The organism is Priestia sp. YIM B13491, from assembly GCF_042787605.1.
Classification (GTDB): domain Bacteria; phylum Bacillota; class Bacilli; order Bacillales; family Bacillaceae_H; genus Priestia; species Priestia megaterium_E.
This window is the reverse complement of record NZ_JBHZOR010000004.1, coordinates 85,218-109,033: the sequence shown is the minus strand read 5'-3', so window position 1 is coordinate 109,033 and position 23,816 is coordinate 85,218. Positions and strand designations below refer to the sequence as shown.

Below are 23,816 nucleotides of genomic sequence, written 5' to 3'. Positions count from 1 at the left end.
TTTTCACTTCGTCTAATATTCTTTTGTCCTAGCCTCTTTTAGAACCTTCACTTCTTTAAATGAGAAATAATTTGATCCGTTACTTCACTAGTAGTTGCGCTGCCTCCCACATCTGGTGTAATGATGCCCGATTCCGTCACTTGTTCAATAACCTCTAACAAATGACTGCCTAATTCTTGTTCACCGAAATGATCCAACATCATTTTAGCCGTCCAAATCTGTCCGATTGGGTTTGCAATGCCTTTTCCGACAATATCAGGAGCAGACCCGTGCACCGGTTCAAACATCGAAGGATATTTTCCGTTCACATTAATATTTGCAGCAGGAGCAACGCCAATACTTCCCATAATAGCAGCTCCGATATCTGTTAAAATATCTCCAAATAAATTACTTGCCACAATTACATCAAAACGACTTGGATTTGTAACGAAAAAAGCCGCCAGCGCATCGATGTGCTGTGAGTCTGTTTCAATATGAGGATAACTCTTTGCAACATCTTGAAACACTTCGTCCCAAAACGGCATGGAATGAACAATTCCATTTGACTTCGTTGCGCTTGTAACTTTCGCTTTTCTTTTAGAAGCTAATTCAAATGCGTAGCGCATCGCTCGTTCTGTTCCTTTTCGAGAAAAAACCGCATTTTGAATAGAAATTTGATCTTCTCCTTGATAAATCCGGCCTCCTACTTCACTGTATTCTCCTTCACTATTTTCACGAACAACAATTAAATCAAAATCTTTTGGGTTCATTAGTGGAGATGCAATGCCTTTTAACCTCTTGGCTGGACGAATATTAATTACCTGCTGAAATTCTCGACGAATCTTAATGAGCAGACCCCATAGCGAAACGTGATCTGGCACAAGATTTAAATTTCCTACGGCTCCTAAAAAAATTCCGTCAAAGTCTTGAAGCTGCTTTAGCCCATCTTCCGGCATCACATGTCCGTACTTCAAGTAATAATCACAGCTCCAAGGAAATTCTGTAAATTCAAATTTTAATCCCCCGTGAAGATCTGCAATCGTACGAAGGACTCTAACCGCCTCCGGCACAACTTCTTTTCCTACTCCATCTCCTGGTATGTTCGCTATTTTTAACGTTTTCATCAAAAATCCCCCTGCGTCTTTTTATATTAATCTCTACACAATACTTCATGCATCTACTCTTTTGATTATACGCAGGGAACATAAGAGCCTCAAGAAAATTCAGAATATACAAAGTATGAAAAAGACACCCCTGAAAGAGATGTCTTTATTAAATCGGTAAAAACACTCCAGGTGCTTCTCCATGTTCATCGTCATCGAGCCACCATCTAAAGCCTTCTTGTGCAACTAATTTTTGTGCTTCTTCAGGACCTTGTGAGCCGGATGGATATTCATAAAGAGGCAGCATGTCAGCTTCAAATGCATCTAATACAGGCTGCACCCATTGCCAAGACAGCTCTACTTCTTTCCAATGGGCAAAAAATGTGGAGTCCCCGATTAATGCGTCGTAAATAATTCGTTCATATGCTTCTGGCACACTTTCTTCTTCTCGTGAAAACGTAATACGAACCGGCTCAATAACACCATTTTTTAATGGATTTTTGCTGTTAAGCTGCAAAGCGACGTTTTCACTTGGACTAATTTCAATAATAAATAAGTTTGGTGCTACTTTGTCATAAGGAGTTTCATACAGACCTTTTAAAGAATCTTTAAACTCTACGACGATACGAGTTGATTTTTCTTTCATTCGTTTGCCCGTTCGAATATAAAAAGGAACGCCTTTCCAAAATGGATTATCGATCCATAAACGTGCTGCCACAAACGTATCATTTTTAGAGTCTGCTTCTACGCCAGGCTCTTCTTTGTATCCTCTAACAGATTTGTGATCGATTTCTCCGCTTCCGTATTGCCCTCGTACAACATCGCGAGCTACTTCTTCCGCTTGAATTTTCCTCAGTGACTGCATTACTTTTTGCTTTTCTTCTAAAATGTTTTCTGAGCAAATTCGTTTTGGAAGATGCATAGCTGTCATCATGAGAACCTGCAGCATGTGATTTTGAATCATGTCGCGTATGGCCCCCGTATGATCATAATACCCTGCACGATTTTCAACACCGACTGTTTCACTTGCCGTAATTTGTACGTTCGCAATGTGTTTGTTATTCCACAATGATTGCAGCACAGGGTTCGTAAATTCAAGCGCTTCTAAATTTTGCACCATCGGTTTACCTAAATAATGATCAATTCGATAAATTTCTTCTTCTTTAAACGTGCTGCTTAGCTTCTCATTAAGCTCTCTTGCTGAAACAAGATCATGTCCAAACGGCTTTTCAATCATTAGACGCTTCCAGCCTCCAGTTTGATCTAAGCCGCTTTTTTTTATATGCAAAGCAATTACATCGAAATATTCGGGTGCTACGGACAAATAAAACAAACGATTTCCTTTACTTCCATGAGTTGTTTCTTGCTCATTCACAACCTTTAATAGCTGTTTGTAATCTTCTATTTTGCTTGCATCTACTGCTTGATAATGAAACAGAGACAAAAAATCTTCCTCATTACTTTCCATTTTCCGTCTCGAAAAATCGTTTACAGATTGCTTTACGCGCTCTTTAAAATCCTCATGAGACATCTGCTCGTACCCCGATCCAATAATAGAAATAGCATCAGGGAGCTTTTTGTCTGTAAATAAATTATAAAGAGCAGGAAAGATTTTTCTTTTTGCTAAATCACCCGTTGCGCCAAATAAAACAAAAGTTAAGGACTCCACTTTTTTTCCTCCCGTCAGGTTGTATGTATGATGGATTTTCTCTTCTCCTAGCTTACCTCTGTTTATTTGGGAATATCCTTTTTTCATCAAAAAGGACGCTCACAAGTGCGAGCGTCCTCAGTTATTTACATTAAAATGTTTGTCATTCCCCACAGCAGCAAAAAGCTTAGCAAAATGGTCATATTTGACACGGTGCCGACAAATTTTTGATCGTATTTGAATTCTACTGCGTAAGGTAAAACTGACCCCGCTACCGGTAGAATGAAGCAAACTAAGATTGTATACCGGAACATATCTTCAAATGGAAGCAGGAAAAACAGCGCAATTCCTACGCCGAGTCCGATTACGTAGCGGATACTTAAAAACATAATAATTTTTTTCAAGTAGCTTTTTTGGAACGAGAAATTTAAATATACGCCTAAAAGCAAAAGAGAAAGCGGCATATTCGCTTTCGAGATAATGCCTGAAACGTCTAATACGTATGATGGTAAATGAATGCCTATAATCGCAAGAAGACAAATGATTACATAGGTAAGAAGCGGCATTGATTTTAATACTTTGTATAAAATCTTTTTAAATTCAATGTCAATATCATCTCCTGAATAGTAGCTGCCAATTACATAGCATAAAACAAAAATAACAAAAGCATTTCCGACATCAAACATACCAAAGTATTTAAGCCCTTCTTTTCCCCAAATGCCTTCTACTAACGGATAAGCAAACATTCCAATATTAAACCCTGGAATCATCATCGTCAGCATGCCTTTCACTTTTCGCTCATCTTTTCGAAAAACAAAAATTCCTACCGTAGCTAACAATAAGCCATAGACAATTCCAATAACTAATAGTAAGATAAGCGATCCATCAATTTTAATGCTGCTGAATGTGACAATAATCAAGCAAGGCATTGTAATATTAAAAATAATTCTGGCTAAAGCTTCCCCGTCTTTTTGCTGAAGGAGGTTTGTTCGTTTTAGTATGTATCCTAATAGAATGATTGTAACAGAATACAAAAACTGGCTGTTAAAGCTGCTCATAGACCTACTCCCTTGCCCTCTAAGATAAACGTTTTATAGAAACGTTCTTCATATCTTTTATACTTATTTAATCGATTGTTTTACCCTGTCTTTTTTAATCCTTGTTTCATTATAATATAAGCAGCCTAAAAAGAAACTAGAGAATTGGATGCACTTTACCTGTTTGTTAGACAAAAACAGCTTAGAAACAAATGAAAAAACTTTCCTCCAAACTAATTTTAAAACAGGACATTTTTCTTTTTTATGGAATTTACTTAAAAGGTATGAGTATTTTTATGAGGAGGAAGAAATGTGAAACGAAAAATGATAGCGCTTACTTTTTCTGCTGCTCTTTGTTTTTCAGCTTCAGGATCTCTTGCTGAAGCTTCTAACAACACAGATGTAATCCCAAATGCTGATCAGTCGGCAGAAACCTATTTTGACGGAGCGAACGGGAATTGGCTGACGACTAAAAACCCCGCTCAATATCAGCAGGCCACGCTCTATGGCAATATTGGGCTTACTCCTTATAACTGGGGAAAACCTGAAGATGGATCGGGCTGGTATCGAATCAATCAGCCAGCTGAGGTCAAAGGAACGCAAGTGAACGGAATTTTTGAAGACGCTCAGTTCGTCATCCGTGTTCCTGATAACTGGAACGGAAAACTTGTGGTAGCCGGCATTCCTGCCACGCGCAACGAAACGTCCACCGATTTATTATTCAGCGATTACGTTCTTAAAAAGGGCTATGCATTTGCAGCCACCGATAAAGGAACGCAAGGAGAAAGTGACCCTAACGATCCTTTTGCTAAAGTAAAAAATGCACTCGCTAACGATGACGACAGCGTAGCAGAATGGAATATGCGCTATCGTCAGCTGACAAAAGCTGCCCAGCAATACTTAACTACTCATTATTCGGATAAGCTAATCAACCCGTCCAATCGAAAAAACCCTGCAAGCGATTTGATTCGAAACAATCATAAAGTACCAACTTATGCAATTGGCATTTCAAACGGTGGATACGTTGTCAGATACGCACTTGAACACGATGATCCAAAACAAACAAAAGAGCCTCGTTTATTTGATGGAGGCGTCGATTGGGAAGGCGTATTATGGAGTTCAAAAGCGCCAAATTTAATTAGCTCACTAACACCTGTTGTCAACAACGCAGAAGAAGCGCTGTACGGAACGGGCAAAGAACAGAAAAAAGCCATGAAACAAATGTACAAAGCAGGTCTTCCGAAAGGATCAGAAAAATTGTGGAATTATCATGATCAAGTGTACTGGGCGGTCACATTAAACATTTACCGTGATCACTTTGATCCAACTGCTCCAGGAAGAACAAACTGGCACAACTATTTAAACTTTACTTTAGCAGGTCTACGTGATCGCTCATGGGATTATATCTTTGAAAATTATCGCTATCAAACCCGTCCAAAAAGTGTAAAAGAAAATGTAGCAAAAGTAGAAAATACGGGTGATATCGATGTACCTCTTATCAGTATGGCCGGCTCTCTCGATTCACTTATCTTCCCGTCTATTCACGCGGAAGGCTATGAAAAGCTCGTTAAAAAAGCTGGCAAGGCAAACCTTCATCGTCTTTATACCGTTAAAAACGGAAATCACGTTGACAGCTTAGTATGGAATAAACAAACGGATCCAAATCAAGAGCTTCAGCCTCTGCTTCCATATGCACATCAATCTTTTGATTTGTTAGTAGACTGGGTGGAAAATAAAAAAGCAGCGCCTGCAAGTAAAGATATTAAAGCACCTCAAAATAACCTTAAAGTAATCGACATAAAATCTGGGCAAGAAGTAGATCCTCGCTAAGGTTGAGACATAACTAAACGAATCCAACCTAAAGGCGAATAAATGAGGCATAAATGAGCTGGACTGCTAGAAGGAACGAACCACTAATCAAACATGTTGATTAGTGGTTCGTTTTTCACTTAGGGGAAAATGCTTTTGTCCCATCCTCAGTCTTCATAATAATCAAGATACAAATGACCTGCTGAGTCTGCTTGACCTAAAAATACCTTATCGACTGCAGCACCTTTCTTTTTGAGCTGTTCTTTAACCCATGCTACGCTATACCCTAGCTCATGAACGGCTTCTTTCATTATATTTCCGTCCATGATAATCGTTTGGGGTAATCGTGTCGCCTCTCCTTTTATTAATAGATCTTCTCTCGTAACGTTTTGCTTTTCTTTTTTTAACAGCACGCTTAATTCGCCGTTGGTTTCAAGCATCGCAAAAGCTACGTCTTTCACATAAAAGATGTCTTTTTTACGAAGCTGCTCCATGAGCTCATCTACTGTATATTTTTCTTTTTTTACATTTTCCTCAAGAATTTTTCCTTCTTTAATGAGGATTGTTGTCGTCCCTTCCACCGCTTTTCGAAAGCTTATGCTTTTTAACGATACGTTTGATACAAAAATAAGAAACGATGCCCACACTAAAATCGCGACTACCCCGTGACTTGCCTGTAAATCTACATCCATTGAAATTGTTCCTGCAATATCTCCAATTGTAATGCCAACGATATATTCAAAAAAAGAAAGTTTGGATAACTGTTTTTTGCCCAACAGCTTTGTAATAAAAAACAAACCAAGTAAAATCAGCACTGAACGAAGTACTACTTCCATCCAATGATTCACCATATGCACCTTCTTTACTAAAATTGATGTATTTTTTATTTTGTGCATATTTATATGGATCAAAGCAGATTTTCATCTTCCATTATTTACATACCTTTCAAGGCAGGTTAGAGTAGAAGTAGGAAACAAATGGGGGTTTTATGATGAATGATGAAGTGCTAACCGTATTTAACGACCAACAGCAGCGCATAGGAACAGCGTCTCGCAAAGAAGTTCATGAAAAGGGCTATTGGCACGAAGCGTTTCACTGCTGGTTTGTCAGCCATGAAAATGATACAGACTATATTTATTTTCAAATTCGCAGCGAACAAAAACAAGATTATCCTGGTGCGCTTGATATCACAGTTGCCGGACATTTGCTTCATACAGAAACCGTTCAAAATGGAGTAAGAGAAATTCAAGAAGAGCTCGGCGTCAACATTTCGTTTGATGAATTGCTTCCTTTAGATGTCTTTAAATACGAAGTAGCTCAGCCGCACTATATTGACAAAGAATTTGCACATGTATTTTTATACTACAGCTCTCACCCTCTTAGTGCGTTTACGTTGCAGCAAGAAGAAGTATCAGGATTTGTAAAAGCGCCTTTTTCTCACTTTTGCGAACTGTGGCTTGGAAATCAAACAGAACTGACCGTTGAAGGGATAACGAATAAAAAAGAGCCTATTCACCGTATAGCACACAAAAGTGAATTTGCTCCTCATCCCAAAGCTTACTATGAAACGATTATTTCATTCATTAGCCAGCAGCTGCATTCAGCAGAAAAAGCTTAGAATCCTAAGCTTTTTCTGCTGAAAAAATCATATATGTTGCACTGCCAAGCGCAACAAGCTTGCCGCTGCTGTCTTCAATTTTCACTTCTCCAACAGCCAGCGTTTTGCCGCGATGAGACAGTGTGGATTTAGCAACTAAATAATCACCTATACCCGGCCTTGTGTAATTTACTTTTAATTCAACTGTACTGGCACTTTCCTCTTCAGAAAGAGAAGACCGCACAGCTGAACCAACCGCCGCGTCGATAAGCGTAGCAATAACGCCTCCATGAACCGTTCCTCTTCCTTGCAGAAGCTGCGGCTGAATCGTGATTTTTAACTCCGCATATCCTTTATCAAGCAGCGCTTCTTCAATGCCAATATAATCCCAAAACGGAATCATCCCTTTACTCGTTCGTTTCATCAATCTCATCCTTTGCATAAATAAGCTATGTAAGAACTTCTAGAAAAGCTGGAGAAATCCTGTTTCTTTGCATGCAAAAAGCGCCTGCTCTTTAGCAAACGCTTTTTATCCCTCTATTTTTCAAATAAAAACTGCACTTTGTTTTCTTTCCATTCTAGCTTAGCGTTAAAGGTCTTATCGCCTTTTTTAAAACCTTCAATCAAATCTGTCTGTCCTTCGCTCAACAGTTTTTTTAAATTAGCCTGCGTAACTGTTTTACCTAAAATCTTTTTCGATACGGTAAACGTGCATTTTGTTTTTGTATAGTTTGAGCATCCGTAAAATGAGCCTTTATCCACTACTTTTCCATCGCAAAGCCTACACGAACCAAACGATTTAGAAGAAAAGCTTTTACCTTTGCCCTTGCCTTTTCGCTGAATGGATTCAGTGTCGTATCCGCTGAAGTTCCACTTACTTTCTGCTTCGACAGCGTCTTCGATAATTTTAGCTGACAGCTTTTTTGTTTGTTCCATAAAAGCAGCGGCCGATGCTGTTCCTTCTCCAATTTCAGCTAGACGCTGCTCCCACTTAGCCGTCATTTCTGGTGAAGCTAAAATTTTATCGCCAATCGCGTCAATCAATACCTTTCCTTTATCAGTCGCAAACACTTGGTTTTTTTTCACATCAATATATTTACGGTCTTTAAGCATTGTAATGATTCCCGCACGCGTAGCTTCAGTCCCTAACCCTTCTGATTTTGCTAAAATCTTCTCCAGCTCGTCATTATCCAAATGCTTGCCAGCTGTCTTCATCAGTGTAATCAACTGACCTTCTGTGTAGCGTTTTGGAGGCTGTGTTTTACCTTCTTTTACGTCTACTTTAATAACTTTTCCTTCTTCGCCTTCTTGAACATTCGGAAGAATAACGTCGTCGTCTTTCTCGTTTTGAAAAATTACTTTACGCCAGCCTTCTTGGATTTGCTGCTTTCCTTTTGAAATAAAAGCTGCCCGCTTTTCCACGAGTGTGGTAATCGTTGTATAGTCGAAAATCGCTTTTTCATAGTGTGCCGCAATTAGACGTCTTACGACTAAGTCGTAAATTTTCTGTTCGTCTCCTGACAGTTTGCTAGGGTCCTTCACTTGTTCCGTTGGAATAATCGCATAGTGATCGCTTACTTTTTTTGCATTTACATAGCGTTTATTTCCCAGGACTGAAGAGTAAGGAAGCGGAAATAAATGTTCGTATTCAGAAAAAACACTCAGCTTTTCTAAAATCTCAGGAAACGTTTCGGCTTCTCCTTCTGTTACGTAGTTTGAGTCTGATCTTGGATAAGAAACAATTCCTTTCTGATACAGCCCTTGCAGCACATCAAGCGTCTTTTTAGGAGAAAACTTAAACGCTTTATTCGCCGTTGCTTGAAGTGATGATAAGTTAAATAATAAAGGCGGCTGGAACTCTTTTCGCTCCGTTACGAGTTCATGAACTTCCGCGTCTTTTCCTTCGCAAAACTGAGCAATTTTATACGCCATTTCTTTTTCTTTAAGACGCGACTCTCCGTCTTGATGCCATTTGCCTTCATACTTCTTTCCTTCAATATCAAACTTAGCAAGCACTTCCCAAAAAGGCTCTGATTTAAAGTTATCAATTTCCTTTTCACGCTTTACGATCAAAGCAAGCGTTGGCGTCTGCACGCGCCCCGCTGAAAAAACATCTGACATGCCGTGCTTTTTTAACAAAATGCTATACACCCGTGAAGCATTCATCCCAACGACCCAATCCGCACATGCTCTTGTATATGCTTCATAATAAAGGTTACGCGTATCGCTTTCGTCTTTTAACTGTTGAAACCCATCATAAATGGCCTTTGGCGTTAAAGAAGAAATCCACAATCGCTTCATCGGCTTATGCACACCTGAGAGCTGAATGATATTACGAACAATCAATTCTCCTTCACGCCCCGCATCTCCCGCGTGAATAATTTCTGTGACCGTCGGCTTTTTAAGCAGTTTTTTTACCACTTGAAACTGCTTAGCTTTTGAGCGCGTCACTTCATATTGAAAGCGGTCTGGAATCATCGGCAGCGTGTCAATTGACCACTTTTTCCACTCCGGCTTATAATCTTCCGGACTTACAAGCTGACATAAATGCCCCACTGCCCACGTCACATACGCTCCGTCTGTAAATACTTCATTCGGTGGAATCTCTAAATAGCCGTCGTGACGCTTCGGCTTAAACTGTGAAGCTAGAGTCGATCCTTGATCCGGCTTTTCTGCAATAATTAACTTCATGTATTTAATCACCTTACATTTCAAATTTCCATGTGAAACTTAGTCAGTTTTATTATTTTATCATAGAAAGAGCTGTTGGAGTATGAATGAGGAGAAAAGTAGTTTAGATGAGAGATACCTACCTCATTTAAAAAACGTGTCGCTGTCCGTTATAGCTTTTCAATAAAAAAGCTGTAGATCATTTTCTACAGCTTTGATACATATCTGAATTTTTCTGGCAACAGCCATTATCATATCGACTAAAACAAATCTGGACGTGTTATGAAATAATCAATAACCAAACATACAAACCAACAAGCGTAATAAACAATGTCGGAATCGTTAAGATAATACCCGTTTTAAGATACGTTCCCCATGAAATTTTCACGCCTTTTGTTGAAAGAACATGAAGCCATAAAAGCGTCGCTAAAGAACCAATCGGGGTAATTTTCGGACCTAAATCCGATCCAATAACGTTTGCATAAATCAACGCTTCCTTGATTGTTCCAGCTGCGTGTGTTGCAGCGATTGCTAGTGCATCAATCATAACGGTTGGCATATTGTTCATAATCGATGAAAGAATAGCGGCAGTGAATCCCATACCAATTGTTGCTGCAAACAGTCCATGACTAGCCGTTGCTTGGATCACATCAGCCAGAATTTCTGTTAAACCAGCATTACGCAAGCCGTATACAACAACATACATGCCGATAGAGAAAAAGACAATCGCCCATGGAGCTCCCTGTAACACTTTTTTTGTATGAACCGCTCGGCTTTTTTTGGCCATCACCAAAAACAGAATAGCAATAATACCTGCAATAATCGAAACAGGGACGCTAAAGAATTCTCCAACTAAATAGCCTAGCACTAACAAAACTAAGACAATTCCGGATAACCTAAACATCTTTTCATCTTTGATGGCATCCACTGGCTTCTGCAAATCTGCTACATTGTATTTCTTAGGAATCCTTTTGCGGAAATACAGATATAAGACCATAATACTTGCAAACAGAGAAACCAAATCTGGAACAATCATGCGTGATGCAAATTCAGAAAAGCTAATACCAAAGAAGTCGGCTGATACGATATTTACTAAGTTACTAACAACAAGGGGCAGTGACGTTGTATCTGCAATAAATCCACTTGCGATAATAAACGGAAAAACCATTTTATCGTCGAACTTTAATGCCCGAACCATGGCTAGTACAATGGGTGTTAAAATCAACGCTGCTCCGTCATTAGCAAATAGCGCTGCTACAACGGCTCCAAGAAGAGACACGTAAACAAACATACGCACGCCATTCCCTCCTGCGGCTCTAGCCATATGAAGCGCTGCCCATTCAAAGAAACCAATTTCATCTAAAATTAAAGAAATAATAATAATAGCAATAAACGTAAGAGTCGCATTCCACACAATGCTGGTTACCTCAAGAACGTCTTGAAAATCAACAACGCCTGCCAGTAAAGCAAGCATAGCTCCCCCGCAAGCCGACCAGCCGATTGATAAATTTTTCGGCTGCCAAATAACAAAAATTAATGTTACTAAAAAAATCAATGATGCTAGTACAACTGATGCCACTTTTTAAACCTCCAATTATTCACAACAACTAATACGCAGTCCTTGTTTTTCCAGCTCTTTTAAACGTTCGTCCTGACTTGGTACAGATTCAAGTATGCCCAGAACAAACTCATAGTACTGACTTTCTTTATTAAGAGAATAAAAAACCCATTGCCCTTTTCTTCTTTCCTTCACAAGTTCAGCATCTCTTAATTTTCGTAAATGCTGACTAATTGAAGGTTGGCTAGCTTGATAGATATCTACGAACTCACACACACAGCATTCATTGTTCTCTATTAATTTCACCATCGAAAGCCTTGTTTTATCTCCCAATAATTTTAAGATTTGGGCTGCCTTTTCAATACTATCTATAGATTTTGTGCGCATTAATGAATACCTCCTACTCCCTTTCAGTTGATAGATAATAATGTGCTTATGTATTAATGCTCATTACTATAATTGATTTCTAAATGTTTTACAATTTTTTAGTAAACTAAAAGTGATTTAGTAGTTGTCTAAGGATTTAAAGAAGTTATTTTTTCCCCTACTAATCTAAACCAAATCTAGCACATAATACTATAGGTATATTTTCTCGTAAAAATGCTCCTAATGTCCTTGGACAAACATACATACTTATTTTGTCGATCTGCATAAAATATAGAGAAAAATAAGAAAGGGTGATTATGATAGAAAAACATTATTCCTATTATAACCCGCAAGATGGTAAATATTATGTAGACAAGCCTTACTCTCTTAGAGACAATAAAGTATCCCCCTCTGCTTCTCCTAAAATCCCTTTGAAAAATACAGCCGACAGAGCTTTTAAAATCCCTGTATTCCTCAGCCACCCTTCTATGCTTAATACTACTCAAACAAGATTTCTTAATCGTTTAATTGATGAAATTGAACGTGCTCTTCTTTTCCCTCGTACACTGCCTGATACAGAGCAATATCCTAATAAAACAATAACAAGCGTTCGCCGAATGATACTTTCTAGCTATGGGTTGATCGCGGTGAATATGCAGCAAGTCTTCGCCAATTATACCATGACGAATATTCCCGGCGGTACACCTCCGCCACCATCATGGGAAGGTGCTCCGTTTTTACAAATAGAGCCGAGCATGGGTTACCAACGAGGCCTGCCTTTACTTCTTATCAAAGAATCAGGTGTCAACAGTATAGGCGTTTGGAATCCAGCAGTAGTTCCTTTCTTTATTATTGAATGGGATTCTACAAAACCGCTTGATGAGTTTTTTAACCGTGTTGAATGGAGAGAAATATTTCAAAACTGGGTGGCTCAAGTGCGAAATGGCTACTTTATTCAAACACAGCCTTCCTATCGATACGGCCCGGATGATCTATAGAAAGAATTTCAACCGAAGAGCACTTTCGAAAGCTGTTTCTATAAAACAAGTTAGAATGCGAGGTGAATATAATTGACTTTAATTAATAGTGGGACATGCGTAGGAGTTCTATATCGAGCTAATGCCGGTGCATCATGCAGAAACGGGTACTGTGTTCATAATGGAAGATTAGTAGGCGGCGTCATAAGCTCAAATGCTGGTACCTTAACGGTTACAAGAAGCATCGATAACACAAAGTTACAGACTTATAATGGTATTCTTCTTAGCCACCGAGCCGTAAACCGAACGACAGGGCAAGTCACGCAGCAATATTTGTATTTTAGAAAAAATCAGTTAGAAAAAGTAGAAATTACGCCTTATACACAATATAGTGACCCTAGCTGTCAAAGAGAAAGTCATTACAACATCCCTGATATTATCTACCCCGGTGAATGTGTAGGAATCAGATATCTGGCAGGAGATGAATGGCATATAGGAAACGGGCGATATCTATATTGGACAGGCCAAGTGAATCACTGTATATTTGATGAACGTTCGCAAAGTACAAATAGACAATTTTTACGTCAGATTTGGTACGTACACTGGATACTTGACCCAAAAAATGAACGAAATATTATACCTCAAAAGACCTCTCGAGGACGTGGATCTCCAAGAGGTGAACGTAGAATTTATGTTTTTAAGAATCTGCTTCCAGCTAATGGTGAGACGGTCCTTGTAAAAGCTGCTTCTCCTGTAAATTCTGCTTCTTGGCCTTTTCGTATTATCTATCAGTAAGAAAAACAGATTGTAATCCTTAATGCTATTACAACTCCCATCCTCCACCTAGTTTCCTCTCAAAATCCCACAAATAGGCCGAGGTTAATTTGAACTGCCCCTCCAGTGGTTAACCATCGGAGGGGCAGTTTCTTATGACTTTCTGTTTTATTTGTCCATACGCTTCTCTACTTTATTTCCTTGTACTGCTTCCCTTTTTCTCTTTTTTGTAAGAAAATAGAAGCGCTAATCCAAGAAGTAATCGGAATAATAATGGCTACACCAATGCCTCCGCTTAAAATAGAAATGACTTCTGCACAAAAGGTTTTTGAATTGATAATGTCTCCAAACGAATACGACAATCTCTTAAACCAGATAATTAACGTCAAATACCCGCCTACAAAGGCAAAATACAGTGTATTGGTTGTGGTGCCCAAAATATCTCTTCCGATTTTCAAACCAGAATTGAAGAGATTTTTTTTAGTTACGGACGGATCATGAACAAATAACTCATTCATAGAAGACGAAATAGATAGCGAAATATCAATGATCGCTCCTATGGCACCCATAATAATTGTACAAATGGCTATTTTAGCAAAATCAATTCCAACATAAAGTGAAAAAGCGTTAATTTCTTCTTCCTGTTCTTCTCCAAATCCTTGAATCATTGCATGATGTTCAACAATAAAAATAAAGAACACTAAAACAGCTAAAGTAATAATCGTTGAAACAAACGCAGCAAGCGTTTTATGATTGAATTTATTAATATAAAATAAATTAATGCAGCTAATGATTGTACAAGCTATCAACGTAACAACAATCGTATTTTTTATAGACAGCATAAAAAGAATGGTTAGAAAAATAACGCCAAAATTCAAGAACAAAGCAAGGAAAGATCTAATTCCTTTTTTTCCGCCCACAATACTCATCAGAATAAATAAAATAAGAGCAAGCAATAGTAAAACGTTCACTTTCTGTTCCCCTTCCTAAAAATAAAAAGAATCGAAAGATAGAGTGTAATTGGAATCGTTAAAACAATGCCAATACTGCCAGTAAGAGCACGGATTAACTCCAAGGAGAAATTCATCGAAAACGTATATCCTAAAGGAGAGCCATTTTTTAAATAAAGAAGAACCATTGGGATTGTTCCGCTTATATACGAAAAAAATAAAATATTCGTCATAGCTCCCATAATGTCTCCGCCAATTTCCTTACCCGATTTCAGTAAATCTTTGTGCGCTATCTCTTTATTCTTTTCATATAGTTCATAGACAGAAGAAGTAATCGTAATCGCTACATCCATAACAGCTCCTAAAGATCCTATTAATACCTCACTCATAAATATTTTTTGAGGAGGAATCGTCACAAACTCCATTCCTTCATAATGAAGGCCATTAGAATCTGTCAGTTGCATGACACCATACGCGATTAAAAGAGAAACAAATGTACCTATTAAAGTTGAAATAATCGCTACATGCGTTTTTTCTTTATTACCGCTTACTAATAACAAAGAAATAACTGTAAAAAGAACGACAGCTACAATACATACAGCTAGCAAGCTCACATTCCCTAGTGCTAGATATACATTTAAGGCCCCGATTAAAAGTACAATATTAATAAATAAGCTAATGATTGAATAAAAACCTTGTTTTTTTCCAATCGCCAGCAAAATCAGTATAAATAAGCCCGCGACAGCGGTAACCTGCGTGTCCCGCTTCACTCCTTCAATCGTGCCGCTTAAAGCATGCTGTGAATTCTTTTCTAAGGAGACAAAAAGATCTGTTCCGACAGTGTACTTTTGATCATAAGCACCTGAGTATGAGTACGTATTCTCTAAATGGATAAGCTTCCCTTTATATTTTCCGTTCATGATTTTAGCAACAATTTTTTGAGAATATACGGTATCTTTGTTGTGATTTAAATCAGCAGATTTATTTTGTTCTACAACATTCGTCTTCACTACCTCCGCTATCGGTTTTTTATAAAGCGAATAATTGTGGTTTGTTACTATTAGCGCTATACACAAACAGCAAATTCCTAGTATATAGAGAAAGATTTGTTTACGCGATAATTTATTAAACTTTTGCTTCGAAAAAAGATTCCTTATATGCTGGGAATACAGAGGTGACATCACGTAATTCCTTTCTGGTTATTATTTGAACGCAGAGCTCTTGAACATGAAGAGACTACAAAGAGATCTAAGACCCTTTGCAGTCTTTTCATTCGTTTATTTATTATGGGCGCTATACAGCAAAACACACTATGATCATGCAAGACACTCCACCTGCTATTTTTCATTCCGTACTGTATCAGAGAAAAGTGAAATTATAGTGAAAACATAGAACGATTTATCTACTTCACTAGTTTTTTATGACTATCTTATATAATCATAGGAATATAAAAGCAAATAGAAAACTGTTTGCGCTATAATAAATTGACTTTATAGCTACTGATTAGTTATAAAACTCATGAAAAGCGACAAATAGTTGCTAAAAACAAGGAGGTTATTTCATGTTAACGAAAAAAACACTTGTCATGCTTTCTACTCTCACCCTTGTAACAACATGCGTAGCATTCAGCACTCCAACTACTGAAGCAGCTGCTAAAGATACCTACTCACAAAAAATTGAAACTAAAGCAGAAAAACGGCCTACGCTTCGTAAAGGTTCTCACGCTAGCTACGTAAAGGACTTACAGCAAAGCTTAAAAGATGTGAAGTATAACACATCAGTTGATGGAATTTTCGGTACGCAAACACAAAACGTAGTAAAAGAATTTCAAACCGATCACAGCTTGTCTCCAGATGGTATTGTTGGCCCCTTAACATGGTCAGCTTTAGATGAGAACAAGGTAGAAAGAAAGCAATTTCCTGTCAGCACAGCTATTACATTCGGTAAAAAAGAACTCGGTGACAACATTGTCTTCAGTACAGACGACCGCTTACAGAAAGATAACAACGATAAAGCTTACTACAGATTCGTAGCAAAAAACAAAGACTGGATGGATCAAGGCGGATCAGGCACCATAGGGTGGTATCATATTTACAAAAATGGAGATGTGATTGAAGCATCCAATTAAACCCATTTACAAATAACGGTTCGAAAAAAGCCTTCATAATCACTCTTTTGAGTGATTTACTTCTCGCCTTACAGAATGCTAAAATTTAAAGGAATCATTCCGTAGGTACTTTACTTTAACAAGAACAGCTTTTTCTCCCCGCAGCTGTTCTTGTTATTTTTTTAGGTAAAAATACAAAAAGCAGCATGTGAACATTCCACGCGCTGCTTTATGCAATTACATGACTACTCTGCGGGTCGAGGTCCTGCTTCTCGTCCTGAGCTTTCTACCGTTAGTATTGGCCGAACGGTGACATCTTCATTTACACGGATTTGGCAAGATAAGCGCAGGTGATCTTCAATTGAACTTTCTGAGTATGCATTTTTCTCCGCGTGTGTTAAATCACAATATTCACCTTCGAGCACTTCTACCCTGCAAGTCGTGCATTTGGCTTTCCCGCCGCACCGATGAAGAATATTTATACCGTTGTCTTCAAGTGCCAAGACAAGCTTTTTTCCTTTTGCCACTTCAAAACTTCCGTATCCTAAAACGGTTACTCTTGGCATATATCTCCCTCTTTCCCTCTACTACTGTGTACAAGCGATTTGAATTACACTATATGCAGTTTCTTTTTATTGCATGCCTAAATCCAATTAAGAAGACCATCATTTTGTAATACGGCAACTAAAACGACAATCCCAAGTATAATAACAGGTATCAGTGCTTTTAAAATTTGATACTTAGATAATTCTATACGTTGAGGCTCCTTTAACAAATGACTTTGATTTAACTCAGTATTGTTTTCACTTTCTTTATGATTCATGTTCCTCTGCCTTTCTATTTTTTATAGTGCGGTTCATATCTACTTCTGCTGAAATCACAAAAATAGACACAGAATTTCTTCATAAAAACCATCTTAACCTTTTTAAGAACATGCTATACCAACAATTAATTCTGTTTTAAAACAAGTCCCTATCATATGTTTCAAACAAACCAATTCATCTTGTTTCTCCTTTTAATAGCGTCAGATCAAAAAACTAGACTTTTTCATATCACTAAGTGCATGAGCAAGGTCTTTATTTATAATCAAAAGTAAACCCCATAACGAGTCATGGGGTTTTATTTCGTACTTTGTTTTTTTGGAATTTTAATTTGTTTAATATCTCCCAGCACATAAATATAAAAAATTAAGCCTAGCAACAATACAATTCCTGCTACAATAAAGCTTAGATCAAAAGAACCGGTTTTATCCAATAGATATCCCGTTAAAGCTGTAGCTATAATTCCACCAAACAAATTATTAGCTAAATTAACAATAGAACTGAGAAGAGAAATAGAGCCTGCAGGCGCAATTTCAGCAGAAATTGACCAGCCGATTGGTGCCGTTGCCGATATACCTGCCAGTCCAATCGAGATACAAATCATCGCTACTACAACACTATTGGTGAAAATAGAGCCTAAAAAAACAAACCCTAAGCATAATCCTACAACAATGATCGTGCGATATACTTTTTGACTGTTATATCCTTTTTTTATGAGGTAATCAACAAGCCAACCGCCAACTAAAATGCCAGCAAATGTAGCAATTAGCCAAGGTACTGCCGTAAGCAGACCCGATGACATGATATCCATACCGTATTTTTCTTTTAAAAAAGTTGGCAGCCACGTTAACAGTAAATTAAACGTATATCCATAGCCTGTAAACCCAATCATTAGCCCCCAAACTTTTCGATTCGTAAATAATACTTTTAAGGTATGTAAAAATTTTGATGTTTGTTCATCGTTCGCATTTAAATTATTTTCTTGAATATACTTCAACTCATCATCTGATATGCGTCTGTGCTTTTCTGGTTTTTCGTAATAAAACCAAAACAGCAGCGTAAACAGCACGTTTATAATTCCAATGGATAAAAATGCTGTGCGCCAATCAAATTTGGTGATGAGAAACGCTACAAGAGGCGCGCCAAGTACATTTGAAAATTTGGCCGCTGAATCAAACAAAGAATTTGGTAAGCTTCTTTCGTTTGGAGGAAACCATAGAGATGTAGCTTTTGATGCTGCTGGAAAAGCTGAAGCACTCATTATTCCTATTAAAAACCGGACGATATAGAGAAGAAGTTTTCCTTGCAAAAATGCCATCGACATCGTTAATAAACTCCAAATTACCATACCCACTCTTGTTACCCATGCTACTCCGAACCGATCAAGCAAGCTTCCCGCAGGTATTTGCATGATCGTATAAGAATACGTATAAATAGAAAAGACAATTCCGAGCTCTGTTCCCGTTAAGTGAAATGCATCTTGTATTGCAGGAGCGGCCACTGACACCGCTACACGATCAAAATAATTTAAAATAATCATACTGCTTAACAAAGATGAAATAAACCATCGTGTACGTCCTGTTCGCTTTACTGAATGTTCACTCATAGCTAGCTCCTTTCATCAGTAGTTTGTTCGTTTTATTACCGTAGCATTCTACTCAATACCACAACTTCTTTTGAAAGAAACATGCGTTTTCTTCATCCACCATGTAAGAAATTCCTCATGATAAAACATAAAACAAAAAGAGATTGAGTCATAACTAAATCAATCCAAACTACAGCTAGAAGCCACCACCTACATGAAACCTACGTTCACCATAACAACGAAAAAATCCGAACGAGTTGGATTCTCAATCAAGAATCTCGATTCATCGTTCGGACCTTTTTTTACCTAAAATACTTTTGTACCAGCCTCTTTTTTCGCTAATAGTCTATTTGGCTGAAAGTTCACTTTCGGTTACCCACTTGTGATTTTTTACTTTCTCTCCGCCTGTAGTCGGTGCGTAGTCTACCATGTATACCGTTGTTTTTTCGGCTGAATCAATCGTTGCTTTTGCCCCTTTCATACCTTTCATATGATCTGCTTCAAGCGTTACTTCGCTGCCTGCCTTTAACTGCTCGTTACCCGCATCTTTTATTTCTTCTTGAATAACCCACTTATGGTTTTTCACTTTTTTTCCGCCAGTCTTTGGGGTATACGAAACGGTATAGGCCGTAGTGTCGTAAGCACCAACAATCGTTGCTTCAGCCCCGTTCATGCCTTTCATATGATCTGCTTTTATAACGGTTTTATCTCCGACTTTATATGTTGGATTCTCTGCTTTTTTTAATCCTTTTGGAACCTCTCCTGAACTAGAGTGATTCATCTCTGAGTGATCGTGCATAGATTCGTTTTTGTCAGCTGAAGGCTTTTCATGACTAGAATCGTTTCCGCATCCGCTTAGTCCAATAATGACAGATGCACCAAGAATAAATAGCTGTTTTTTCATAACAGTCCCTCTTTTCCACATAATAAACTTTAAAATAAAAATCATTTAATCATTAGAAACAACTTACCTTTGCCTACTCTTCTTCTTTTCTTTATTGTAGCTAGAATTTGTGCAGATTTTGTGAAGATGAAGATAATTGGGCACGAATAATTCCTGTTCCTAAAAAAGGCCCTCGTATGAATCACTTACCACAAGGAAAAAGTATAAAAATAAAAGGAGGAAAGAAACATGCTAAAAATACGCTTTGCTCTGTCCTCACTCTTACTTGCGTTTAGCTTGGTGATGGGAGCCCCTTTTGCTTCCGCATACTCCACTCTCTCATCTAGCGTACAAAAAATAGAAGTAACGTCCATTAAAATGAAAACGCTCAAAACATTTATCGATGAACAAGATATGAATGCATTCACCAACAGTATAAAAAAGGCTCAGCATATGAAACTTCTCTTAGATGAAGAATCTGCTGGGAGCATCGATTGCAAAATGACCATTACCTATGAAGATGGTTCTAGCCGTCATTATTTCATTTGGATTATGGATGATGGACGTGATGTGTTAATTGCTCAGCAAAAGCATCCAGAAGACCTTCATCTTAAAGGGTATGAATTGAATCAAAAAAATTCCTTGCACCTAACAAAGCTGCTAAAGAATATTCTTTAGCAGCTTTGTTTTTAGATCACTTTTACCGAGAATGACTCGTTGACTCTAATATTTTTTAGTTTATATTGCCCACATAGCATATACTGCTATGACTGCGAGCACGTACAAAATTGCTGAGACGATCCACTTTTTCATATATTATAGCCTCACTCTCTGCAATCGCAGTGCATTTAATACAACCGACACAGAACTAAAGGCCATCGCGGCTCCAGCGACCCAAGGGGCTAACAGCCCAACTGCTGCAATTGGAATACCAAGCGTGTTATAGCCCATTGCCCAGAATAAGTTTTGCTTAATATTAGAAATTGTTTTTCTACTCATTTCAATCGCATCTGCAATGCTCATCAAGTCTCCTCGCATCAGCGTAATATCAGCGGCTTCCATCGCTACATCCGTTCCTGTTCCGATGGCCATTCCAATATCAGCTAACGCAAGTGCAGGAGCATCATTAATACCGTCTCCTACCATGGCGACTTTTTTACCTTGCTGCTGAAGCTTTTTCACTTCTTCTGCTTTGCCTTCTGGCAACACTTCTGCTATAACGTGCTCAATACCCGCTTGCATCGCAATAGCCTGAGCTGTTTGACGATTATCACCTGTAATCATCATCACTTCTAAGCCCATTTCTTTTAACCTGGAAACTGCTTCTTTAGAAGTCGCTTTAATGGTATCTGCAACAGCAAGCATGCCGGCATATTTTCCGTCAAGAGCAACGAGCATAGCCGTTTTTCCTTCTCGTTCTAAATTTGTCATTTCTTCTAAGGCTGTATCAATATTTACTTTATGTTGGTTCATAAGCTTTCTTGTTCCCACTAACAGCTCTCGCTTTTGTACAGTTGCTTTTACTCCATACCCTGGAATAGCTTCAAAAGATAACGGATCTTGAATCTCTATACCTTTATTTTTTATACCTGCTACGAGTGCTTGAGCGAGAGGGTGCTCCGACAAACGCTCAGCCGATGCAACTAACTGTAATAGCTCATTTTCTTCATAGCCTTGTGCAATACGTACATCGGTTAACTCGGGGGTTCCATTTGTCACAGTTCCCGTTTTATCTAAAAGAATCGTATCGATTTTATGCGTTGCTTCTAAATGCTCTCCGCCTTTAAACAAAATACCATATTCTGCTGCGCGGCCTGACCCCGCCATAATGGAAGTTGGAGTAGCTAAGCCTAACGCGCATGGACATGCAATCACTAGTACGGCGATAAGCTTTTCTAAAGCCGGTGCAAATTCGCCAGGCGCAATCCAAATATACCAAACAAAGAAAGTAAGAAGTGCAATTCCGACTACAATTGGCACGAATATACCTGAGATATAATCAGCTAGTCGCTGAATAGGCGCTTTAGAACCCTGCGCTTCTTCTACTACTTTAATAATTTGCGCAAGCGCCGTCTCCCTGCCAACGTTTGTAGCTTTTATTTTCAAAAAACCGTTTTTATTGAGTGTGGCTCCAATTACTTTATCTCCAATGTTTTTATCTACCGGTACGCTTTCACCTGTCAGCATGGACTCATCTAAGGCCGATTGTCCTTCAATAATCTCTCCGTCTACAGGCACTTTTTCACCAGGCTTAATAAAAACAACTTCGCCTTTTTGGACTTCTTCCACTGGAATTTCAACTTCTGCTCCGTCTCTTATGACAACGGCCGTTTTAGCCTGTAAGCCCATCATCTTTTTAATTGCCTCTGAAGAACGGCCTTTGGCATTTGCTTCAAATAATTTCCCTAAAAGAATCAGCGTAATCAATATAGCACTCGTTTCATAGTAAAGCTGATTCGTATGAGCAGATGACCCAAGTGATTTAAGAGAAGAGTATAGACTATAGAAATAAGCTGCGCTTGTACCTAGTGCTACTAAAACATCCATGTTGGCGCTTTTGTTACGCAGAGCTTTAAATGCGCCTACATAAAATTGCTTCCCTACCACGAATTGAACAGGCGTAGCTAAAGCGAGCTGAACCCATGGATTCATTAGCATATGAGGTAAAGGAATAAACGACGTAAACGTAAAATGGCTAACCATTGCCCACAATAAAGGTACGCTTAAAATAAATGCAAACCAGAACTTTCCTTTTTGTTTACTCAGTTCTTTTTCTCTGTAGCTTTGCTCTTCTTCTTTTTCTTCCGACTTTAGCTTTGCTCCGTATCCAAGCTTTTCAACTCGCTGCGTTATATCTTGCGGAGCTATTTGAGAAGGGCTGTATTCAACAGAAGCCGTTTCTAAAGCAAGGTTAACACTTGCCTTTGTCACGCCTTCTAATTTGTTTAACCCTTTTTCAATACGAGTCGAACAAGCAGCGCACGTCATGCCCGTAATAGCAAATTCGGCTTTTTCACTTACAACTCCGTACCCAAGCTTTTCGATTTTTTCTTCAAAGGCCTGTTGACTTGTTTTAGACGGATCAAATATGATGGTAGATCTTTCTAAAGCCAAATTCACATTTGCTTCTTTTACACCTTCTATTTTTTTTAATCCTTTTTCAATTCGGTTAGAACACGCTGCACATGTCATACCTGTAATTTGCAAGGTGGCTTCTTTTTGTTTGTCACTCATCACGTTTCGCCTCCTGTTATATACCTATAAGGGGTATATATATTTCTTAAATCAAGCGTGCGAAGGTATTCGCACGCGATGATGTTTATGCTACGTCATAACCTTGGTCATCAATAGCCTCTTTAATATCTTCAACCGTTACTTGACTTGGATCAAATGCAACTGTTACTTTTGCATCTTCTAAGCTTACTTCTACGCTTTTAACGCCATTAAGTTCGCCTACGCCGCCTTCAACAGCTTTGACGCAATGACCGCAAGACATTCCTTGTACTGATAATGTTACGTTTTCCATTTCTAGCATCTCCTTTATTTCATTAATCGTTTAATGGTTGTTAATAATTCATCTACTACTTCTTCATCACCATCTTGCACACGTTCTACAATGCAATGCTTCAAGTGACCTTCAAGCAAAATTTTACTTACACTATTTAAAGCAGACTGCGCAGCTGCGATTTGAGTAATCACGTCGTCACAATACGTATCTTTTTCAATTAATCCTTTAATTCCTCGAATTTGTCCTTCAATTCGATTTAATCGGCTCGTTAGATTTTTTTTCACTTCTGGAGAATGGTGACTTTTTCTTTCACTATTTATCGTACAACATTTTTCTTCACTGTTCATGTGATTCGCTTCGACCATCTAACATCCTCCCTTCATGACTCCATCATACTATACCCCCCTACCCTATGTAAAGGGAAAAGGTCGCTTACTTTATCTT

Annotated in this window: 23 protein-coding genes; 6 read left to right on the top strand and 17 right to left on the bottom strand. The window is 38.3% G+C overall.

The window, feature by feature from the left end; translation table 11 throughout:
• Nucleotides 1-47: 47 nt before the first annotated feature.
• The 3 genes from ACFX4E_RS15480 to ACFX4E_RS15470 form a co-directional block, all read right to left on the bottom strand.
• Entirely contained in the window at nucleotides 48-1,103 is a 1,056-nt protein-coding gene (locus tag ACFX4E_RS15480) for a tartrate dehydrogenase (RefSeq protein WP_377238029.1), read from the bottom strand.
• 148 nt (nucleotides 1,104-1,251) lie between these two features.
• On the bottom strand, nucleotides 1,252-2,751 hold the full coding sequence (gene zwf / locus ACFX4E_RS15475) for a glucose-6-phosphate dehydrogenase (RefSeq protein WP_263035838.1): 1,500 nt from the start codon (nucleotides 2,749-2,751) through the stop codon (nucleotides 1,252-1,254).
• A gap of 125 nt (nucleotides 2,752-2,876) precedes the next feature.
• The gene (locus ACFX4E_RS15470; protein ID WP_377258689.1) at nucleotides 2,877-3,788 is read right to left on the bottom strand and encodes an AEC family transporter; all 912 of its coding nucleotides are present in this window, start codon (nucleotides 3,786-3,788) and stop codon (nucleotides 2,877-2,879) included.
• 291 nt (nucleotides 3,789-4,079) lie between these two features.
• Here ACFX4E_RS15470 and ACFX4E_RS15465 point away from each other — a divergent pair, with 291 nt between their 5' ends.
• Nucleotides 4,080-5,597, top strand: a complete 1,518-nt coding sequence (locus tag ACFX4E_RS15465; protein ID WP_377238030.1) for an alpha/beta hydrolase — start codon at nucleotides 4,080-4,082, stop codon at nucleotides 5,595-5,597.
• Between the two features lie 146 nt (nucleotides 5,598-5,743).
• On the opposite strand, the gene ACFX4E_RS15460 is transcribed toward ACFX4E_RS15465, so the two are convergent.
• Nucleotides 5,744-6,427 (bottom strand): DUF421 domain-containing protein, encoded by a 684-nt coding sequence (locus tag ACFX4E_RS15460; RefSeq protein WP_263034274.1) that lies wholly within the window; start codon nucleotides 6,425-6,427, stop codon nucleotides 5,744-5,746.
• 137 nt (nucleotides 6,428-6,564) lie between these two features.
• Here ACFX4E_RS15460 and ACFX4E_RS15455 point away from each other — a divergent pair, with 137 nt between their 5' ends.
• Entirely contained in the window at nucleotides 6,565-7,194 is a 630-nt protein-coding gene (locus tag ACFX4E_RS15455; protein ID WP_263034275.1) for an NUDIX hydrolase, read from the top strand.
• A gap of 4 nt (nucleotides 7,195-7,198) precedes the next feature.
• Here the strand turns inward: ACFX4E_RS15455 and ACFX4E_RS15450 are convergent, their stop codons facing one another.
• The 4 genes from ACFX4E_RS15450 to ACFX4E_RS15435 all read right to left on the bottom strand — a co-directional run bounded on the left by ACFX4E_RS15450 (nucleotide 7,199) and on the right by ACFX4E_RS15435 (nucleotide 11,788).
• A complete protein-coding gene (locus ACFX4E_RS15450) occupies nucleotides 7,199-7,597 on the bottom strand; it encodes a PaaI family thioesterase (protein WP_028408829.1) in 399 nt (132 codons plus the stop codon).
• Nucleotides 7,598-7,710: 113 nt separating this feature from the next.
• A complete protein-coding gene (locus ACFX4E_RS15445; protein WP_263034276.1) occupies nucleotides 7,711-9,864 on the bottom strand; it encodes a DNA topoisomerase III in 2,154 nt (717 codons plus the stop codon).
• A 259-nt stretch (nucleotides 9,865-10,123) separates the two neighbouring features.
• Nucleotides 10,124-11,422, bottom strand: a complete 1,299-nt coding sequence (locus tag ACFX4E_RS15440) for an arsenic transporter (RefSeq protein WP_377258692.1) — start codon at nucleotides 11,420-11,422, stop codon at nucleotides 10,124-10,126.
• A gap of 15 nt (nucleotides 11,423-11,437) precedes the next feature.
• Nucleotides 11,438-11,788 carry an ArsR/SmtB family transcription factor gene (locus ACFX4E_RS15435; protein WP_028408840.1) on the bottom strand — a complete coding sequence of 117 codons (351 nt, stop codon included), beginning with the start codon at nucleotides 11,786-11,788 and terminating at the stop codon, nucleotides 11,438-11,440.
• A gap of 296 nt (nucleotides 11,789-12,084) precedes the next feature.
• Between ACFX4E_RS15435 and ACFX4E_RS15430 the strand changes: the two genes are divergently transcribed.
• On the top strand, nucleotides 12,085-12,765 hold the full coding sequence (locus ACFX4E_RS15430; protein WP_225049696.1) for a hypothetical protein: 681 nt from the start codon (nucleotides 12,085-12,087) through the stop codon (nucleotides 12,763-12,765).
• 72 nt (nucleotides 12,766-12,837) lie between these two features.
• Nucleotides 12,838-13,539, top strand: a complete 702-nt coding sequence (locus ACFX4E_RS15425; RefSeq protein WP_028408841.1) for a hypothetical protein — start codon at nucleotides 12,838-12,840, stop codon at nucleotides 13,537-13,539.
• Between the two features lie 167 nt (nucleotides 13,540-13,706).
• Here ACFX4E_RS15425 and ACFX4E_RS15420 read toward each other — a convergent pair whose 3' ends face one another.
• The gene (locus ACFX4E_RS15420; RefSeq protein WP_028408842.1) at nucleotides 13,707-14,489 is read right to left on the bottom strand and encodes a YibE/F family protein; all 783 of its coding nucleotides are present in this window, start codon (nucleotides 14,487-14,489) and stop codon (nucleotides 13,707-13,709) included.
• Nucleotides 14,486-15,478 (bottom strand): YibE/F family protein, encoded by a 993-nt coding sequence (locus ACFX4E_RS15415; RefSeq protein WP_034275957.1) that lies wholly within the window; start codon nucleotides 15,476-15,478, stop codon nucleotides 14,486-14,488. Before ACFX4E_RS15415 ends, ACFX4E_RS15420 begins: the two co-directional genes overlap by 4 nt.
• A gap of 551 nt (nucleotides 15,479-16,029) precedes the next feature.
• Between ACFX4E_RS15415 and ACFX4E_RS15410 the strand changes: the two genes are divergently transcribed.
• Nucleotides 16,030-16,596, top strand: coding sequence for a peptidoglycan-binding domain-containing protein (locus ACFX4E_RS15410; protein ID WP_263034277.1), 567 nt, complete (start codon nucleotides 16,030-16,032; stop codon nucleotides 16,594-16,596).
• A 224-nt stretch (nucleotides 16,597-16,820) separates the two neighbouring features.
• On the opposite strand, the gene ACFX4E_RS15405 is transcribed toward ACFX4E_RS15410, so the two are convergent.
• The 4 genes from ACFX4E_RS15405 to ACFX4E_RS15390 all read right to left on the bottom strand — a co-directional run bounded on the left by ACFX4E_RS15405 (nucleotide 16,821) and on the right by ACFX4E_RS15390 (nucleotide 19,885).
• Nucleotides 16,821-17,141 carry a 2Fe-2S iron-sulfur cluster-binding protein gene (locus ACFX4E_RS15405; protein WP_034264498.1) on the bottom strand — a complete coding sequence of 107 codons (321 nt, stop codon included), beginning with the start codon at nucleotides 17,139-17,141 and terminating at the stop codon, nucleotides 16,821-16,823.
• A gap of 77 nt (nucleotides 17,142-17,218) precedes the next feature.
• Nucleotides 17,219-17,398 (bottom strand): hypothetical protein, encoded by a 180-nt coding sequence (locus tag ACFX4E_RS15400; protein WP_013082801.1) that lies wholly within the window; start codon nucleotides 17,396-17,398, stop codon nucleotides 17,219-17,221.
• Between the two features lie 296 nt (nucleotides 17,399-17,694).
• Nucleotides 17,695-19,002: an MFS transporter gene (locus tag ACFX4E_RS15395; protein ID WP_028408846.1), complete on the bottom strand. Its 1,308-nt coding sequence runs from the start codon at nucleotides 19,000-19,002 to the stop codon at nucleotides 17,695-17,697.
• A gap of 325 nt (nucleotides 19,003-19,327) precedes the next feature.
• A complete protein-coding gene (locus ACFX4E_RS15390) occupies nucleotides 19,328-19,885 on the bottom strand; it encodes a YdhK family protein (protein WP_060747447.1) in 558 nt (185 codons plus the stop codon).
• Nucleotides 19,886-20,113: 228 nt separating this feature from the next.
• Between ACFX4E_RS15390 and ACFX4E_RS15385 the strand changes: the two genes are divergently transcribed.
• Entirely contained in the window at nucleotides 20,114-20,542 is a 429-nt protein-coding gene (locus tag ACFX4E_RS15385) for a hypothetical protein (RefSeq protein ID WP_028408848.1), read from the top strand.
• Between the two features lie 138 nt (nucleotides 20,543-20,680).
• Here the strand turns inward: ACFX4E_RS15385 and ACFX4E_RS15380 are convergent, their stop codons facing one another.
• The 3 genes from ACFX4E_RS15380 to ACFX4E_RS15370 form a co-directional block, all read right to left on the bottom strand.
• Nucleotides 20,681-23,098 carry a heavy metal translocating P-type ATPase gene (locus ACFX4E_RS15380; protein WP_377579786.1) on the bottom strand — a complete coding sequence of 806 codons (2,418 nt, stop codon included), beginning with the start codon at nucleotides 23,096-23,098 and terminating at the stop codon, nucleotides 20,681-20,683.
• An 85-nt stretch (nucleotides 23,099-23,183) separates the two neighbouring features.
• Nucleotides 23,184-23,390, bottom strand: a complete 207-nt coding sequence (gene copZ / locus ACFX4E_RS15375) for a copper chaperone CopZ (protein ID WP_013082796.1) — start codon at nucleotides 23,388-23,390, stop codon at nucleotides 23,184-23,186.
• Nucleotides 23,391-23,404: 14 nt separating this feature from the next.
• Nucleotides 23,405-23,737, bottom strand: a complete 333-nt coding sequence (locus ACFX4E_RS15370; RefSeq protein WP_013056612.1) for a metal-sensitive transcriptional regulator — start codon at nucleotides 23,735-23,737, stop codon at nucleotides 23,405-23,407.
• Nucleotides 23,738-23,816 lie beyond the last annotated feature (79 nt).

Coding starts and splice junctions, on each gene's coding strand:
- ACFX4E_RS15480 (WP_377238029.1), bottom strand. CDS start 1,103: ATGAAAACGTTAAAAATAGCGAACATACCAGGAGATGGAGTAGGAAAA.
- ACFX4E_RS15470 (WP_377258689.1), bottom strand. CDS start 3,788: ATGAGCAGCTTTAACAGCCAGTTTTTGTATTCTGTTACAATCATTCTA.
- ACFX4E_RS15460 (WP_263034274.1), bottom strand. CDS start 6,427: ATGGTGAATCATTGGATGGAAGTAGTACTTCGTTCAGTGCTGATTTTA.
- ACFX4E_RS15455 (WP_263034275.1), top strand. CDS start 6,565: ATGATGAATGATGAAGTGCTAACCGTATTTAACGACCAACAGCAGCGC.
- ACFX4E_RS15450 (WP_028408829.1), bottom strand. CDS start 7,597: ATGAAACGAACGAGTAAAGGGATGATTCCGTTTTGGGATTATATTGGC.
- ACFX4E_RS15445 (WP_263034276.1), bottom strand. CDS start 9,864: ATGAAGTTAATTATTGCAGAAAAGCCGGATCAAGGATCGACTCTAGCT.
- ACFX4E_RS15435 (WP_028408840.1), bottom strand. CDS start 11,788: ATGCGCACAAAATCTATAGATAGTATTGAAAAGGCAGCCCAAATCTTA.
- ACFX4E_RS15430 (WP_225049696.1), top strand. CDS start 12,085: ATGATAGAAAAACATTATTCCTATTATAACCCGCAAGATGGTAAATAT.
- ACFX4E_RS15410 (WP_263034277.1), top strand. CDS start 16,030: ATGTTAACGAAAAAAACACTTGTCATGCTTTCTACTCTCACCCTTGTA.
- ACFX4E_RS15405 (WP_034264498.1), bottom strand. CDS start 17,141: ATGCCAAGAGTAACCGTTTTAGGATACGGAAGTTTTGAAGTGGCAAAA.
- ACFX4E_RS15400 (WP_013082801.1), bottom strand. CDS start 17,398: ATGAATCATAAAGAAAGTGAAAACAATACTGAGTTAAATCAAAGTCAT.
- ACFX4E_RS15395 (WP_028408846.1), bottom strand. CDS start 19,002: ATGAGTGAACATTCAGTAAAGCGAACAGGACGTACACGATGGTTTATT.
- ACFX4E_RS15390 (WP_060747447.1), bottom strand. CDS start 19,885: ATGAAAAAACAGCTATTTATTCTTGGTGCATCTGTCATTATTGGACTA.
- ACFX4E_RS15385 (WP_028408848.1), top strand. CDS start 20,114: ATGCTAAAAATACGCTTTGCTCTGTCCTCACTCTTACTTGCGTTTAGC.
- ACFX4E_RS15380 (WP_377579786.1), bottom strand. CDS start 23,098: ATGAGTGACAAACAAAAAGAAGCCACCTTGCAAATTACAGGTATGACA.
- copZ (WP_013082796.1), bottom strand. CDS start 23,390: ATGGAAAACGTAACATTATCAGTACAAGGAATGTCTTGCGGTCATTGC.
- ACFX4E_RS15370 (WP_013056612.1), bottom strand. CDS start 23,737: ATGGTCGAAGCGAATCACATGAACAGTGAAGAAAAATGTTGTACGATA.